Origin of the sequence: Acidovorax sp. GBBC 1281 (genome assembly GCF_028473645.1) — a bacterium.
Classification (GTDB): Bacteria; Pseudomonadota; Gammaproteobacteria; order Burkholderiales; family Burkholderiaceae_C; genus Paracidovorax.
On record NZ_CP097269.1, the window covers coordinates 1,344,782 to 1,359,912 of the forward strand.

A 15,131-nucleotide genomic window follows, 5' to 3' on the forward strand; every position below is an offset into this window, starting at 1 on the left:
GGCGGCGACCGCGCCCAGACCCCTCCGCGCTGCGGGTCTGCGGCGTGCATCGCGCGGCATGGCGCTGTCGCTCATCGCCGTTTGTGCCCTGACCGCCTGCAATCGCCAGAACGCTTCTCCGAGGGTGCCGCCGCCCGCGCCATCCGCCGCTGCAGCGCCCGCGGCTGCACCGGCGCCGGAGGCCGCGCCCGTGGCCGTCCGCTACACGCCGCCCAGCGCGGATGCGCTCTACCAGATGGTCGCGCCCATCGCGCTGTATCCGGACAAGCTGGTGGCGCAGGTGCTGGCCGGTGCGACCTACCCCGACCAGGTCACGGCCGCGGAAACCTGGCTGGGGCAAAACCCGTCGCTGAAGGCCGCCGCGCTGACGGATGCGGTAGACCAGCAACCGTGGGACCCGAGCATCAAATCGCTGACGGCCTTCCCGAACGTGCTGGAGCAGATGGCCTCCAACCTGCCCTGGACGGTGGCGCTGGGCAAGGCCTACTACAACGACCCGACGGACGTGATGAATGCCATCCAGGTCATGCGCTCGCGCGCCAGCAAGGCGGGCACGCTCAAAAGCTCGCCGCACCTGCGCGTGGAGACCGTCACGGCCGCGTTGCCGAGCCCACCGCCGCCGGCGGACCTGCAGCAACCCGTGGCCGTGTATAGCGGGCCCACGGTGGTGGTGCCGCCGCCCACCTACATCTCGATCGAACCGGCCGACATCCAGGCGGTGTACGTGCCGCGCTATGACCCGCAGGTGGTCTATGGCACGCCCGTGCCGCTGTACTCGAGCTATCGCTGGGCCGCGCCCGCACCGGTCTATTCGTCGGGGGTGGCCGTGGGGCCCGACCCCGTGGCCGTGGGCGCGCTGGCCTTCGGCGCCGGCGTGCTGGTGGGCGCGGTCGCATCGCACCACCACCACTGGGGCTGGGATGCCTGGGGCGTCAACTGGGGTCGGCCACCGGAGCGCGCGGCCTGGGTCCAGGGCGCGCCCTTGCCGCCGCCGCCGGTGGTGCGTCCCGCCGTGGTGTACCGGGGCAACACCTACATCTCGCAGTCCCGCACGGTGGTGGAGAACATCCACAACCGCGTCACCGCGAACAACATCTACGAGCGTGCACCGGACGGCGGCCGTCCTGCGGCCGTGGCGGCCGCGATGCCGACAGCGCTGGCCGCTTCGATGCCGGCCATGAATCCGATGGCATCGCGCGTCCCGCCGGACCGCGACCACCACGCCATGGCGCAGGCGGCCATGCTGCCGCACGCTCCGGGCCAGGACCGGCATCTTGTGCCGCCAGGCCAGTCCGCTGTGATGCCATCGCCGCAGGCCATGGTGCCTCCGCAGCGACCCCAGGGGGCGCGTGAATTCCAGAACGCTGGGCGTGCGGAGGAGCGTGTGCAGGCTTCGCGGGCAGCGCTGCCCAGCGTTCCTGGCCAACCCCCAATGCAGACCCATGCTGAAGACCCGCGGGCAGTGCCCGGGGCAGCACAGCCGCATCGCGAGGTGGCGTTGCCGTCCAACAGGCCGGAAGGGATGGCGCCGCACGCACTGGTCGCACCAGGGGCGGTGCCGGGCGCTTCGAGCCGGGAGCCCCACCGGGAGAATCCTCGCGTACAGATGGGGGCTGGTCCCGGGGCACAGGCACAGGCACAGGCACAGGCACAGGCACAGGCACAGGCACAGGCACAGGCACAGGCACAGGCGCAGCGGGCCGTGCCGAGGCCCGAGCATGTTCAGCACATGGCGCCGCAAGGGCCGGCTCAGGGCGCGGCGGAACGTGCCACTCACAGCATGCCGCCACCCGCCATGCAGAGGCCCATGCCTGCGATGCCGCACGAGCCGGCCGCACCCCGACCTGTCGCCGTGCAGCCGCCCCATTCCTCGCCGGCGCCAGCGCCAGCGCAGCATGGCCACGGGCCGGAACCGGCCCATCGGCCTGAGGGGCGCAGGCACGGCGAAACCTGAATGGACAGTGGGTGGCGCGTGCCGGGCTAAAAAAGGGCTGCGGCCGTGCGTGCGCCGTCAGCCTGCCTCGCAGGGTCAGGCCGTTTCCAGGCTGGAAGAGGCCTCGGCTGAGGCAGCATCTTCCGGCGCGGCATCCGTCCTGCGCGGAGGCCCGCCCTTCCAACGCCGCACCACGCGCTGGAAGATCAGGGTATTGGGAATCTGCAGTAGCGCGCCGTCCGGCCCTGCGTCGAAGTCTTCCAGCGTGGTGTAGAGCAGGTTGATGTCGATCACGCGCCCCTTGGCGCCGGGCTTTTCCGCCGTGTCCAGCACCTCGATGTAGTCGCCCAGGCGGAACGGGCCCACGGTGAAGATGAGCAGCGCGCAGAACAGGTTGGACAGCACGCTCCACGCGGCAAAGAAGGCCACGGCACCCACGGTGGCGAATCCGGTGAAGGCGGTCCACAGCACGGTGGCGGAGACACCCAGGCGCTCCAGCACGAGCAGCAGCGCGCTGCCCATGATGATCCAGCGCAGCAGGCCGTTGATCGGCACCATCATCTCGATGGGCCACTGGTAATGGTGGCCGGCACGCCCCACCAGCCGTCGCAGCGTGCGCTGCAGCACCACGGCGACGATCAGGATCAAGAGGATCTGCAAGCCCGGCACGATGATGTCGAGCCAGTCCCGGATCCAGTCGGGCAGGTAAGGTTGCAGGCGCAGCATGAAGGTCCAGTCGTTCGGCAAAAGGTCTCCTGTCAGCCGCGCAGCTGCTCGACGGTGTCCATCTGCATCTCGAAGCTGAAAAAGCGGGCGCGTCCCTGGGCCTTGGCGGCATACAGCGCCTGGTCCGCGCGCATCAGCATGGCCTCCGCGCTGGTGCCTTCGTCAGGAATGCAGGTGGTGATGCCGCCGGACAGCGTAAGCGTCGGGCCGAGCGGCGAATTGGGGTGGGGCAGGGCGCGCACGGACAGCAGCTTGCCCAGCGCCCGTGCAAAGGTCATCGCGCCGGAGCGGGGCGTGCCGGGCAGGATGAGGGCGAACTCCTCGCCGCCGTAGCGCGCCGCGACATCCCGCGGGCGCGTGCACACGTCGCGCAGCAGGCGGCTCACGTCCTTCAGGCAGGCATCGCCCTGCAGGTGGCCGGCTGAATCGTTGTAGCGCTTGAAGTGGTCCAGGTCGCACAGCATCAGGGTGAGCGGCTCGCCCTCCCGCCGCGCCGCGGCGATCTCGTTGTGCAGGATGCGGTCCAGGCCGCGGCGGTTCACCAGCCCGGTCAGGGCATCCACCTCGACCATCTCATTGAGCCGCTGGTTGGCCAGGTGCAACTCCTGCGACAGCGACACCAGCCGGCGGCGCATGTCCAGCAGCCGCCGCATGGCGCGAAGCTTGGCAACGAGGACGATCGGCTTGACCGGTTTGACCAGGTAGTCGTCGCCCCCCGACTCGATGCCGCGCCACACGTCCAGGTCGCCGTCCAGGCCGGAGAGAAAGATGATGGGCGTCCAGCCCCCGGGTTCGGCCTCGCGCATCTGCTGCGCGACCCAGTAGCCGTCGTTGTGATCCGACAGGCGGATGTCCAGCAGCACCAGGTCCGGCCGGTGCAACTGGAACAGGTCGAGCGCCTTGTCGCCCGATGCGGCCTCCAGCACATCGACCACGCCGGCATGGCGCAGTTCCGCCACCAGCACCGCGCGCAGGGAGGCCTGATCCTCCACGACCAGCACGGTGAAGGGCATGGTGTCCTCGATGCGGCCCCCACTGGGGGGCAGCGGGGTGGGATGGGTGGTGGTCATCACGGTCCCTTTCCTGGAGGCAGGTGCAGGCCTTTCGGCCCCGAAGGCCGCAGTCCTCAGCCGATCAATGTTCGCGGCGCAGGGCGGGGAACAGGATCACGTCGCGGATGCTGGGGCTGTCGGTAAGCAACATCATCAACCGATCGATGCCGATACCGCAACCACCCGTGGGAGGCATGCCGTACTCGAGCGCCCGCACGAAGTCGTGGTCGAAGAACATGGCCTCGTCGTCGCCGCCATCCTTGGCCGCGACCTGCGCCTGAAAGCGCGCGGCCTGGTCCTCGGCGTCGTTCAGCTCGGAAAAGCCGTTGCCGAACTCGCGGCCGGTGATGTAGAGCTCGAAACGCTCGGTCACTTCGGGGCGCGTGTCGTTGGCCCGGGCCAGGGGGCTGATCTCGGTCGGGTGCTCCATGATGAAGGTCGGCAGCCAGAGCTTGTCTTCCACCGTTTCTTCGAAGTACAGCACCTGCAGGCTGGCCAGCGTGCGCTTGGACAGCTGGTTCTTCTCTTCGTTCAGGCCCAGCTTCTTGAGGGCGCTGACGAGCCAGGCGGCATCATCCACATGGGCGCCGGCTTCGGTGTACTGGAAGATCGCCTCGCGGATGGTCAGCCGCTGGAACGGCTGGGAAAGGTCCACCTCGCGGCCGCCGTAGGTCAGCTGCAGCGTGCCGGCCGCCTTCATGGCCGCATCGCGCACCAGTTGTTCGGTGAAGTCCATCAGGTCGCGGTAGTTCCAGTAGGCCGCGTAGAACTCCATCATGGTGAACTCGGGGTTGTGGCGCACCGAGATGCCTTCGTTGCGGAAGTTGCGGTTGATCTCGAACACCCGCTCGAAGCCGCCCACCACCAGGCGCTTCAGATACAGCTCGGGCGCGATGCGCAGGTACATCTCCTGCTCCAGCGCGTTGTGGTGGGTGACGAACGGCTTGGCATTCGCGCCGCCGGGAATCGGGTGCAGCATGGGCGTTTCCACTTCCAGGAAGCCGTGCTGCACCATGAATTCGCGCAGGCCGCTCACGGCCTTGCTGCGGGCGATGAAACGGCTGCGCGCGGTTTCATCGGTCATCAGGTCCACGTAGCGCTGGCGGTATTTCACCTCCTGGTCGGCCACGCCGTGGAACTTGTCAGGCATGGGCCGAAGGCTCTTGGTGAGCAGGCGCAGCGTGGTGACCTTGATCGACAGCTCGCCGGTCTTGGTCTTCATGAGCGTGCCTTCCGCACCCACGATGTCGCCCAGGTCCCAGTGCTTGAAAGCGGCGTACAGCTCTTCACCCAGCGCATCGCGCGTGACGTACAGCTGCAGGCGGCCTCCCGTCGTGCCCAGCGAGCCGTCCTGCACGGTGGCGAAACTGGCCTTGCCCATCACGCGCTTGAGCATCATCCGGCCGGCGACGCTCACGGTGACAGGGCTCGCCTCGAGCGCATCCGCCGCGCTTTCGGCGTACTGCGCCTGCAGGTCCGCCACATGGTGGGCAGGCTTGAAATCGTTGGGAAACGCCACGCCCTTGCCTGCTGCCTGGGCCTCCCGCAGGGCCTTGAGTTTTTCGCGGCGCTCGGCGATGAGCTGGTTGTGGTCAATGGCAGGGGTGGGAGTGTCGGACATAGATTGAAATGATGGCGAAGAGAGGCGTCGCGCGACGAAACCGGCCATTTTAAGAGCCAAGTCAAACCAGCGGCCTTAGCGCAGCCAAGTGCGCAACAGCCTGACGCCGAACTTCAAGCAAGAGACCGGCAGCGCCAGCGCCAGCACGCCCCGGTGCCCGCGTTGGCCGACGGCGCGGAGCGCAGCCAGCTCACCGCGCTGCATGCGCCACAGCTGTGCGCTCAGGCCGGAGCTGCCGAAGGCAGGCTTGTACATGAACGACAACTGCTGGGAGTGGTGTGCACAGCGCCAGCCGGCCGCGATCAGCTGCAGCCAGAGTGCGTAGTCTTCGCTGAGTTGGCCATTGTCGGGAAAGCGCACGCACGCATCGCGCCGCACCAGCACGGAGGACGTGTGAAACGGATTCGACAGCATGGCAGGAAGCAGGCCGACAACGCGGGTATTCAGCGGTTGGGACGCACTGTCCAGCACGAAAGCCGGCATCTCCTGCATGCGTACCCCGGAGTGGCCCCCGACCAGATCCAGGCCTTGGTGGTGCATGGCTTGCAGCTGGCGCTCGAGTTTGTCGGGCGACCAGATGTCGTCTGCGTCCAGAAAGGCGACGACCTCGCCGGCGGCCAGGTCCAGGCCGCGGTTGCGCGCGGCTGCGGCGCCTGCGTTGCCCGGCTGCTTCACCATACGCATCACGAAGGCGCCTGCGGTGTCATAGCGCTCCGCCAAGGAGACGGATCCGTCGCACGAGCCGTCATCCACGCAGATCACCTCGAATGGCGGCAAGGTCTGATTGCGGATCGAGTCCAGAGCGCGCCGCAAGGTCGCTTCGGCGTTGTAGACAGGGATGACGACGGAAACGCGCGGCAGGCTCATGGTTCCATGGCGAAGTCAGCGTCGAGCCGATGCCACAGGGGCAATGAAGGGTCGGTCGAGGTGAGTGCGAGGCCGCGGAACCACGGCGTGGGCGCGAACACGGTGTGAGCGCGGCCCACATAGCCAGCCAGCGCACTGAACGAGCTGTTGGCACAGGCCAGCACGTCAGCGTTGATCAAGGCCTGCAACGCCTGGTCGGCCGTTTCCTTGCCGCCGAGGTGGGTGTCGAGGAACAGGCAGCGGTCCGGTGCCGCCAAGGGCGAAAGCATGGCCCGCGCATGGGCATAGTCGTCGGAAATGACGAGCCACTGCAGTTCAGGCCAGTTGCGCTCCAGAACCTGCAGCACGCCGCGGTAGTAGCCTTCGCCGAGCGGTCCGATCTGTTCGCGGTTGTAACGCGAGGCAGCGTAATCGCCCCCTCGCACGTGCAGGGCTGCATAGCGTGACAGGCCTGGGGGGGCGGCACGAAACGCCGGGCGTAACAGTTCGCGTGCCTGTCGCAGCGCGCTCTCGCTGTGGTGGCGCGAATGCTGGTAGTAGCCGTAGTGATAGCGTGCATGCCAATCGCCGTGGGCAGGGGTTGCATCGGTGTGTAGTTGGCCCAGCAACCGGGCTGCACGTACGAGCACCCGCTCGGCACGCCACAGCCCTTCAGTGCGGCGAGTCGGCAATCGCAGGTCGGTGAACACCTTGGCCAATTCCAGCGCGCCGATGGCCTGGTTGCCTGGCACTTTGCGCAGGAAGCTGGTGTCGAGTGCAACATCGGCTCCCGACTCGGCGAGCGTCAGCGCGTGCAGCCATTCGAAGAACTGATTGCCGAGCCCGCCGCGCAGAAAAACGCGTGTGGTCGTCATATGGGCTCGCCGGTGTGAGGGGGCATGCGCTCGAAGGTGAAGATGCCGAGGGCGTAGTCCTGCTGCTCGATTCGGTCCAGTTCGACCTCCCACTCCGGATAGTCGATCACGCGCCGTTCGGCACCGACCGCCGCGAACTGGCGCAGCGACAGGCCTTCCGCCTCGGCCATTCGGACGATGCTGCGTGGCGAGAAAACGCGGTGGGCGTTGAACAGCACGCGTTCGATGCCGACGGGCACCGAAAGGTAGAGCCGACCACCCGGACGCACGATGCGGGCCATGTTTCGCAGGCCTGTGGCGCTGCCTGCGGGATCGAGCACATCGCCGTAGCGGCCAAGTCCAAAATGCTCCAGGGCATGCAGGCATGACAGCGAGTCGCAGTAGTTCGCCAGCTCCGGAGCTGGGTTCATCAGATCGGCCTGCTTGAAGCGGATGCTCGGCAGCTCCGTGGAGATGGCGCGGATGTCGAAGACTTCGATGTCACGAAAGCTGGCGACATGCGCCACGAAGCCATCGACACGGGACCCGATGTCGACATGGCGCTCCGGCCCATGCCGGTGGATCTGCTGCGCCACGTGCAGATCCTGCAGGAAATACTCGCTTTTGGTCGTACCGCCCTCTTCGTACCAGTCATGGAGGCAGGGCATGAGCTCGAGCCGTCCTTGGTACTGGCGTCGGAAGCGCAAAAGATCGCGCAAGTAGCGCGGCGTGCCGCGCAGCGAGCGGAGCAGTCGCCGCGGGTCGATGCCGAACTGCTCCGAGAGGATCCAGTAAAACTTCTTCAGCTTAGCGTTCATGGTCGATCTTGAGGAGCCCGGGCAGGCTGGCGATAAAGCCGATGAAATTGATGATGAGCCAACCCGATGTCGCGCCAACCATGCCGAAACGCGACACCATGGGAGGAATGACCAGCAGACACAGCACCCCGGCCAGCAGGTTGACTTGCAGGATGCGCTGGATTTTTCCACGCACCAGCCAGTGGGCGTAGCCCACGTTGTAGAACGCGTTGATGATGGCACCGAACAGCAGCCAGCCGAGCAGCGGGTAGACCACGGAAACGGCATGTATGTCCTTCAGCCACCACCCCAATAGCCGTTCGCCTCCGGCGGCATAGATGGCGATGCCGATGGCTGCGGCCAATGCAATCAGTCCGAAGAGCCGTCCGTACAGATGGCGCAGGGCGGCTGGGTCGTCCTTGAGGCGAAGTGCGCGGGGCAGGACTGCCTGCATCAGCGGGTACACCAACTGCAGCACGCCCGCCGCTGCGGAAGAGGCGATCACATAGTAGCCAAAGTCCGCGATCGGTATCAGGTTGCTGAGCAGCACCTTGTCCAGCTGCATCGTGAGCGCGCCCAGGCCCGAAGCGGCCGCGAGACCCGCGATCGCCGGCCAGGCTTGGCGGACCACATCGCCTTGCCACCGTGCGTCGCCGCGATGCGTTCCGGTTGCAGACCAGGCAACGTGGGCACGCAACGCAGTTTCAAACAGGCCTGCCGCGACGTGCCAGGCCAGATAGGTGGTCAGCGATGGCCAGGTTGTCACGGCGAGCACGGCGCCTCCGTGGCGGAGCAGCGTGGCCACGAACAGAATCTTGTTCAATGCCACCTGATGCTCCGTGCCGACAAGGAGGCTGCGGTAAAGCGATCCCGGGAACATCGTTGCGAAGATGGCAGCCGCTCCGATCACCGCGGCGTGGCCGCTGGCCTGAGCGGCCTCATCCAGATGGAGCCAGTGTCGTGCGATCGGGGCTGCGAGCAGGACCAGCCCGAGGCCGATCAGCAGTGCAAGCGTCCAGTAAATGCGCTCGAAGCCGTACAGCAGTGCGGCTGTGCGCGGCTTGGCCGCACCTTCGCCAGCGGCACGCAACGAGATCTCGCGCACCAAGGCCTGGCTCATGCCTGCGTCGAGCAGGTTGAGCACTGCCTGCAGTGTCGTGACGAAGCCCACGAAGCCGAATTGCAGGGGGCCGAGCGCAGCGAGATACCAAGGCAGGGCGAGGATGGGCGCGAGCGCGACCGCGCCCGAGCCGACGTAGTTAGCCAAAATGTTGCGCTTAAGGGACATGAAAGAGCGCAGCGCCTATGATTGGGTCGTCTTCCTGACCTCTATACATGCAAAAAGTCGCGCTTATCACCGGCATCACGGGCCAGGACGGGGCCTATCTGGCCGAATTCCTGCTGGGCAAGGGTTACATCGTGCACGGCATAAAACGCCGGGCATCGTTGTTCAATACCGATCGCATCGACCATCTCTATCAAGATCCCCACATTACTGACCGCCATTTGATCCTGCATTATGGTGATCTGGCCGACAGCACGAACCTGATTCGCATCATCCAGCAATCACAGCCCGATGAAATCTACAACCTCGCGGCCATGAGCCACGTGGCTGTCAGCTTCGAGACGCCCGAGTACACGGCCAATGTCGACGGCATTGGCACGCTGCGCATCCTGGAAGCGATCCGCATCCTGGGCATGGAGCGCAAGACGCGCTTCTACCAAGCCAGCACTTCCGAACTCTACGGGCTGGTGCAGGAAGTGCCGCAGAAGGAAAGCACGCCGTTCTACCCGCGCAGCCCCTATGCCGTGGCCAAGCTCTATGCCTATTGGATTACGGTCAACTACCGGGAGGCTTACGGCATGTATGCCTGCAACGGCATCCTGTTCAACCACGAAAGCCCCGTGCGCGGCGAGACCTTCGTGACGCGCAAGATCACGCGCGCCATGGCGCGCATTCACCTGGGCCTGCAGGATTGCCTGTACCTTGGCAATCTCGATGCGCTGCGCGATTGGGGCCACGCGAAGGACTACGTGGAAATGCAGTGGCTCATGATGCAGCAGGATGTGGCTGAAGACTTCGTCATCGCGACGGGTGTGCAGCACAGCGTGCGAGACTTTGTTTCGGCGGCGGCGCATGAGCTCGGCATGCAGATCGAATGGTCGGGCCATGGTGTGGACGAGGTTGGCCGGGACGCCCAGGGCCGTGCCATTGTCAAGGTGGACCCGAGATACTTCCGGCCCACGGAGGTCGAGTCTTTGCTCGGCGATCCCACCAAGGCGCGCGAGAAGCTCGGCTGGACGCCGCGCATTGGATTTGGCGAACTCGTGGCCGAGATGGTGCGCGAGGATCTGAAAAGCGCCCAGCGCGACGAACTGGTCAAGAAGTACGGTTTTTCTGCCTACGACTACAACGAATGACGGCAACGTTGACGAGGGTGGATATGGACAGGAACACCAAGATCTATATAGCAGGCCACCGTGGCATGGTGGGCTCGGCCTTGGTGCGCAAGCTGGCCGAGCGCGGTTACGAAAACCTGGTGACGCGCACGCATGCCGAACTGGACCTGCTGGATCAGTCTGCGGTACATGCCTTCATGGCGCATGAAAAGCCCGACTACGTATTCCTTGCCGCGGCCAAGGTGGGTGGCATACACGCCAACAACGTGTCGCGGGCAGACTTCATCTATCAGAACCTCATGATCGAGGCCAACGTGATCCATGCCGCGCATTCTGCCGATGTGCAGCGGATGCTATTCCTGGGATCGAGTTGCATTTACCCGCGCGACTGCCCGCAGCCCATCAAGGAGGAGTACTTGCTGACGGGGCCGCTCGAGCCTACCAACGAACCCTATGCCATTGCCAAGATCGCGGGCATCAAGCTCTGCGAGAGTTTCAACCGTCAGTACGGCCGGCATTACGTGAGCGCGATGCCGACGAATCTCTACGGCCCCAACGACAACTACGACCTGAAAACCTCGCATGTGCTGCCCGCGCTGTTGCGCAAGGCCCATGAGGCGAAACGGCGTGGCGACACTGTAATGAAGCTATGGGGCTCGGGGCGGCCGCGCCGCGAGTTCATGCACGTGGACGACATGGCGGACGCCTGTGTGTTCCTGATGGAGCAACTCGACATTACGGACGGTCTGTTCAATGTTGGCACGGGAACCGACGTGACGATTGAAGAGCTGGCCCGCCGGATCATGGGGGTGACCGGTTTCGAGGGCACGCTGGCTTTCGACCCGAGCAAGCCCGATGGCACGCTGCGCAAACTGCTGGACGTGGGCATGCTGCAGCGCCGTGGCTGGAGCGCGCGCATTCCGCTGGATGTCGGGGTTGCCCAGACCTATCGGTCTTTCCTCGAAACGCCCGAAGCGCGGGGATGAGCCGTGGGAGGTGCGGTAGATGGGGCAGGCCGGAAGTCTTCGCCGCGCTTTCTGGCCCTGTCAGCGCCGAATGAACCTAACGCGACCCGAATCCGCCCGCCACGATGCGCAGCGTCTTGTACGCAATCAGCAAGTCCAGGGCCACGGAGTAGTGCGCCACGTAGTAGAGGTCATAGCTGAGCTTGATGGCAGTCTGCTCCTCGCTGTCGGCGTAACCCTGCTGGACCTGGGCCCAGCCCGTCAGACCGGGGCGCACGAGGTGGCGGTAGGGGTATGCGGGAATCCGGTCGGCGAACACGCGCACGAACTCCGTTTGCTCTGGCCTCGGACCGATCAGGCTCATCTCGCCCTTCAGCACATTCCATAGCTGGGGCAGTTCGTCCAAACGGGTGCGGCGGATGAATCGGCCCACGGAGGTCACCCGGTCGTCGTTGGGCTGGGCAAAGCGCGCTGTGCGGTCGTCGCCGGCATGGCGCATGCTGCGCAGCTTCCAGATGCGGAACGCACGGCCATTGCGGCCGACTCGGATCTGGGAAAAAAGCATGGGCCCTGACGAGTCCAGTTTCACCGCCAGGCCGGCTGCCAGGCACAGCGGCAGCCACACCGGCAGCCCTGCCATCGTGAGGAGCAGGTCGGTCAGTCGCTTGAAGGTGTCGTAGGCCGGGTTGCCGTCCAGCGTCCACAGGTCCTGGGTCTGTTGGTTGGGCAGGATTTTGCGGCCGCTCAGCAGTTCGGCCACGGCCTCCACGCTGTAGAGCCGCACATGCTGCAGGCGCAAATCGCTGATCCATCGCTCGCGTGCGGCGCTGGAGGGGGCATGGCGATCCAGCACCACGCCGGCCCACTGGGGAGTGGCGTGGGTTGTGCCGGTGTCCGTGCCGGATGCTTCCAGGGGCGTCCAGGGCAGCAGCGCGATGTGTTGCTGGCTGGCCTGGGCCGTGTCGCCCAGCAGCTCCCGAAGGCGCAGGGGCACGGTATCGTCGAGATAGGCCAGGGACAGCACTTGGTGCCGCCGGTTGCGCCAATGGCCGACCAGGAACCATGCCGATGAGAGCAGGTACACAAGAAGAACGGCGCCGCGGGAATAGGGCTGCTGCAGCAAGGCGAAACCCAGCGGGGCGGCAAGGTAGGGGGCTGCGGTCGCCACGAAGAGAAAGCGTCGTCCCTCGAACTGGGGCAGATAGGCGCCGTTGTAGAGCCAGTGGGCTGTCATGGCATACGGGATGGTGCACCACAGCACCGTCTGCGGAAACTGGTAGGTCACCCAGTCGTACCGCTCCAGGCCGAGCCCCGCCAGATAGCTTACTAGCAGAATCAAGGTGCCACCTAGCGCCCAGCGCAGCACGGCACCCTGTCGGTGCGCCGTGGAGGAGCCGAGCTCGCGGCGTGGAATGCTGTTCATGGAGTCGTCAGTGGGTGCGCGAAGTCGCCTCGGCGTAGACCGAGCGCACGGCCAGGACCATGCGCTGTGCGGTGTAGTGCTGCTCGTAGCGTTGCCGTGCTGCCGCGCCCATGCGGGCGCGCAGTGCTGGCGACTCTATCAGTTGCCGCAACGCCGCGGCCCATGCTGCGGGATCGGGCGCCACCAGGCGCGCATGAGCAGCGTCCGGCAGCAATTCGCGAATGCCCGGCAAATCACTGGCCACGATGGCCATGCCCGCACGCATCGCCTCGATCAGCGAAATGGGCAGGCCTTCGTGATCCGATGCCAGCACGAAGATGGCATGCTGGGCCAGTTGGGCTGCAACATCATCCACATCGCCGGTGAAACGCACCGCTTGCAGGCCCAATCGATGAGCCAGTGCGCAGTGCGCTGCCAACTCGGGGCCGCCGCCGAAAAAGGTGGCGGGGACTTCGTGCCTCAGGGCACCACGCAACTGGGCGAGTGCGTGCAGCAGGATGTCCGGGCGCTTGGGCGGAGCCATGCGGGCAACCATCGCTATCGCCGGCGCCGCCTCCGCGGTCGATGCTGCGCTGTTGCCCGGGACTGCCACATCCTCGACGCCGTTGTGGATGACGGACACCCGCCGCGAAAGCAGCGGCAACACGAGCGCCAGCCGGCGCTCATGGTCCGAGACACAAATCATGCGCCGGGTCAGCGGGGCCAGCAGCCACTCCATGGCAAAGGCCACTGTGCGGCGCTTCCAGGGATGTCCCGCCTTGAAGGCGAAGCCGTGCACGGAGTAGATCACGGGGGTGCGGGTCAGCGCACCGGCCAACCGGGCCACGACGCCGGCCATCGCACTGTGGGCATGGAGCAGATCCGGAGATTGTTCGCGCACCATGCCCCGCAGGGCCCAGGCGGCGCGCATCACGTGCACCGGATTGAGCGTATTGCCCAGCGCGGGGACGCGATGCACCGCGAGGTGCGAAGCCTCCAGGGCGTGGGCCAGTGGCGGATGCGGGTCGGCGCCGCCGATGGCCACCTGTACCGCGACGCCCTGGCGGGTAAGTTCCCGGCAGAGGGTGAGCACATGGCTCTGCGCGCCCCCGACCTCGCCCTTGGTGATGACCTGCAGGACCTTCACGGCAGGGCCGCGCCAGGCCGGGCCGCTGCGCCCTTCGTGTTCACGGCGCGATGCCCGTGCGCTCCAGCACGTCTCCCACGAGTTCCAGGCGCAGCAGCGGGCTGTCGAGTTGCATGAGCTGCTGCTTCAGGTCCAGCGGCACGGGGAGCAGTTCGCACCAGCGATTGGCGACCCAGCCGCAATCGTCCAGTTGCTCGGGGGTGGGGTCGGGGAGGCTGGAGGGGTCGTCCGTACCCCGGTGGCGCAGGCGTGCAAGCACCTGCTCCAGCGCAGCGGCCGTGTTGCGCAGGTCCTCCGGAACGGGGAGGGGCACGTCCGGGGGCATCTGCTCGATGTCGGCCACCCACAGCCCGTGCGGCAGCAGGTGGCGGCGCACGATGCGAAAGCGGGCCGTGCCTTCGGCACGCAGGACGATGAAGCCGGGGTGCGATGTGTCGATCTCCGCAATGTTCGCCAGCGTCCCGGCATCGTGGAACTGCTCGGGCGCTGCTCCCGCCTGGCGCACTTCCTGGCCGCTCGTCAGCGCGACGACGCCGAACGGTGCGCCCGCCTGCTGGCATTTGCGCACCATGTCGAGATAGCGCACCTCGAAGACGCGAAGAGAGAGCATCCCGCCCGGGTACAGCACGGTCCCCAGCGGAAAGAGCGGCAGGGAGGTCAGCGTGAGCGGCGGCAATGACGGCTCGGAAGGTGGGGGCACGAAGGTCATAGGCAGGCGGGTTGGCCCGCTATCATCCCACGGCGGAACCCTCCGCACCATCGCTCCAGATTCTCCACATCACGAGGTTTCATGCTTTACCAGATCGCTTCTTTCCTGCTGGACGTGGTGGGCGGCCTGCTGGCCGGGGCTTGCCTGCTGCGGCTTTACATGCAACTGCAGCGCGTGCCTTTTGGCAACCCTATCGGGCAACTGGTTTTCGCGCTGAGCGACTGGCTGGTCTTGCCCCTGCGCAGGATCGTGCCTGCCACGGGGCGCTGGGATTGGGCCAGCTTGGTAGCAGCGATTTTGATCCAGCTGGTGCAGTACCTGTTGCTGTGGCTGCTGCTGGGCGCCGGCCCGGGCCTGGTGCTGCTGCTCTGGCTGGCCGTGTTCGGTCTGGTGCGCGCGGCGATCTACGGGTTGATCGGCCTGCTGATCGTCTATGCCGTGCTCTCGTGGGTGCAGACGCGCTCACCCCTTGCCGACGTGATTGCCCGCTTGTGCGAGCCGTTGCTGCGCCCCGTGCGGCGCGTGGTGCCGCTCCTCGGCGGGGTGGATCTGTCGCCGCTGGTGGTGCTGGTGTTGCTGCAGGTGTGCCTGATCGTGGTGGGCAACGTACAGGGATGGGTGCTGCGGTAGGGGCTCGACAGCGGAATTGGCCCGCCATAAAAAATAGCCGCCACCGCTG

The 15,131-nt window shown here is 66.2% G+C and carries 14 protein-coding genes; 4 read left to right on the forward strand and 10 right to left on the reverse strand.

The window, feature by feature from the left end:
* The first annotated feature begins 58 nt into the window (after positions 1-58).
* A complete protein-coding gene (locus tag M5C96_RS06085; RefSeq protein ID WP_272567888.1) occupies positions 59-1,954 on the forward strand; it encodes a DUF3300 domain-containing protein in 1,896 nt (631 codons plus the stop codon).
* Positions 1,955-2,029: 75 nt separating this feature from the next.
* Here M5C96_RS06085 and M5C96_RS06090 read toward each other — a convergent pair whose 3' ends face one another.
* The 7 genes from M5C96_RS06090 to M5C96_RS06120 all read right to left on the reverse strand — a co-directional run bounded on the left by M5C96_RS06090 (position 2,030) and on the right by M5C96_RS06120 (position 9,117).
* Positions 2,030-2,659: a mechanosensitive ion channel family protein gene (locus M5C96_RS06090; protein ID WP_272567889.1), complete on the reverse strand. Its 630-nt coding sequence runs from the start codon at positions 2,657-2,659 to the stop codon at positions 2,030-2,032.
* Between the two features lie 32 nt (positions 2,660-2,691).
* Positions 2,692-3,672: a GGDEF domain-containing response regulator gene (locus tag M5C96_RS06095; protein ID WP_272569624.1), complete on the reverse strand. Its 981-nt coding sequence runs from the start codon at positions 3,670-3,672 to the stop codon at positions 2,692-2,694.
* 121 nt (positions 3,673-3,793) lie between these two features.
* Positions 3,794-5,332, reverse strand: a complete 1,539-nt coding sequence (lysS, locus tag M5C96_RS06100; RefSeq protein ID WP_272567890.1) for a lysine--tRNA ligase — start codon at positions 5,330-5,332, stop codon at positions 3,794-3,796.
* A gap of 75 nt (positions 5,333-5,407) precedes the next feature.
* On the reverse strand, positions 5,408-6,199 hold the full coding sequence (locus tag M5C96_RS06105) for a glycosyltransferase family 2 protein (protein ID WP_272567891.1): 792 nt from the start codon (positions 6,197-6,199) through the stop codon (positions 5,408-5,410).
* A complete protein-coding gene (locus M5C96_RS06110) occupies positions 6,196-7,053 on the reverse strand; it encodes a hypothetical protein (protein ID WP_272567892.1) in 858 nt (285 codons plus the stop codon). The genes M5C96_RS06105 and M5C96_RS06110 overlap by 4 nt, the downstream gene beginning before the upstream one ends.
* Positions 7,050-7,850 (reverse strand): DUF268 domain-containing protein, encoded by an 801-nt coding sequence (locus M5C96_RS06115; protein WP_272567893.1) that lies wholly within the window; start codon positions 7,848-7,850, stop codon positions 7,050-7,052. Before M5C96_RS06115 ends, M5C96_RS06110 begins: the two co-directional genes overlap by 4 nt.
* Positions 7,840-9,117: a lipopolysaccharide biosynthesis protein gene (locus M5C96_RS06120; protein ID WP_272567894.1), complete on the reverse strand. Its 1,278-nt coding sequence runs from the start codon at positions 9,115-9,117 to the stop codon at positions 7,840-7,842. The genes M5C96_RS06115 and M5C96_RS06120 overlap by 11 nt, the downstream gene beginning before the upstream one ends.
* Before the next feature lie 47 nt (positions 9,118-9,164).
* Here M5C96_RS06120 and gmd point away from each other — a divergent pair, with 47 nt between their 5' ends.
* Positions 9,165-10,250: a GDP-mannose 4,6-dehydratase gene (gmd, locus tag M5C96_RS06125; RefSeq protein ID WP_272567895.1), complete on the forward strand. Its 1,086-nt coding sequence runs from the start codon at positions 9,165-9,167 to the stop codon at positions 10,248-10,250.
* A 23-nt stretch (positions 10,251-10,273) separates the two neighbouring features.
* Positions 10,274-11,215 (forward strand): GDP-L-fucose synthase family protein, encoded by a 942-nt coding sequence (locus tag M5C96_RS06130; RefSeq protein ID WP_272569625.1) that lies wholly within the window; start codon positions 10,274-10,276, stop codon positions 11,213-11,215.
* Positions 11,216-11,291: 76 nt separating this feature from the next.
* Here M5C96_RS06130 and M5C96_RS06135 read toward each other — a convergent pair whose 3' ends face one another.
* From M5C96_RS06135 to M5C96_RS06145, 3 genes are read right to left on the reverse strand one after another with little or no spacing between them, the layout of a single operon-like run.
* Positions 11,292-12,617 (reverse strand): sugar transferase, encoded by a 1,326-nt coding sequence (locus M5C96_RS06135; RefSeq protein ID WP_272567896.1) that lies wholly within the window; start codon positions 12,615-12,617, stop codon positions 11,292-11,294.
* 7 nt (positions 12,618-12,624) lie between these two features.
* A complete protein-coding gene (locus tag M5C96_RS06140) occupies positions 12,625-13,743 on the reverse strand; it encodes a glycosyltransferase (RefSeq protein WP_272567897.1) in 1,119 nt (372 codons plus the stop codon).
* 40 nt (positions 13,744-13,783) lie between these two features.
* On the reverse strand, positions 13,784-14,452 hold the full coding sequence (locus M5C96_RS06145) for an LON peptidase substrate-binding domain-containing protein (RefSeq protein ID WP_272567898.1): 669 nt from the start codon (positions 14,450-14,452) through the stop codon (positions 13,784-13,786).
* 81 nt (positions 14,453-14,533) lie between these two features.
* On the opposite strand from M5C96_RS06145, the gene M5C96_RS06150 reads away from it, so the two are divergent.
* Complete coding sequence (locus M5C96_RS06150) at positions 14,534-15,082, forward strand: YggT family protein (RefSeq protein ID WP_272567900.1); 549 nt, start codon at positions 14,534-14,536, stop codon at positions 15,080-15,082.
* Positions 15,083-15,131 lie beyond the last annotated feature (49 nt).

Coding starts and splice junctions, on each gene's coding strand:
- M5C96_RS06110 (WP_272567892.1), bottom strand. CDS start 7,053: ATGACGACCACACGCGTTTTTCTGCGCGGCGGGCTCGGCAATCAGTTC.
- M5C96_RS06105 (WP_272567891.1), bottom strand. CDS start 6,199: ATGAGCCTGCCGCGCGTTTCCGTCGTCATCCCTGTCTACAACGCCGAA.
- M5C96_RS06090 (WP_272567889.1), bottom strand. CDS start 2,659: ATGCTGCGCCTGCAACCTTACCTGCCCGACTGGATCCGGGACTGGCTC.
- M5C96_RS06085 (WP_272567888.1), top strand. CDS start 59: ATGGCGCTGTCGCTCATCGCCGTTTGTGCCCTGACCGCCTGCAATCGC.
- M5C96_RS06130 (WP_272569625.1), top strand. CDS start 10,274: ATGGACAGGAACACCAAGATCTATATAGCAGGCCACCGTGGCATGGTG.
- M5C96_RS06120 (WP_272567894.1), bottom strand. CDS start 9,117: ATGTCCCTTAAGCGCAACATTTTGGCTAACTACGTCGGCTCGGGCGCG.
- M5C96_RS06115 (WP_272567893.1), bottom strand. CDS start 7,850: ATGAACGCTAAGCTGAAGAAGTTTTACTGGATCCTCTCGGAGCAGTTC.
- M5C96_RS06095 (WP_272569624.1), bottom strand. CDS start 3,672: ATGCCCTTCACCGTGCTGGTCGTGGAGGATCAGGCCTCCCTGCGCGCG.
- lysS (WP_272567890.1), bottom strand. CDS start 5,332: ATGTCCGACACTCCCACCCCTGCCATTGACCACAACCAGCTCATCGCC.
- M5C96_RS06150 (WP_272567900.1), top strand. CDS start 14,534: ATGCTTTACCAGATCGCTTCTTTCCTGCTGGACGTGGTGGGCGGCCTG.
- M5C96_RS06145 (WP_272567898.1), bottom strand. CDS start 14,452: ATGACCTTCGTGCCCCCACCTTCCGAGCCGTCATTGCCGCCGCTCACG.
- M5C96_RS06135 (WP_272567896.1), bottom strand. CDS start 12,617: ATGAACAGCATTCCACGCCGCGAGCTCGGCTCCTCCACGGCGCACCGA.
- gmd (WP_272567895.1), top strand. CDS start 9,165: ATGCAAAAAGTCGCGCTTATCACCGGCATCACGGGCCAGGACGGGGCC.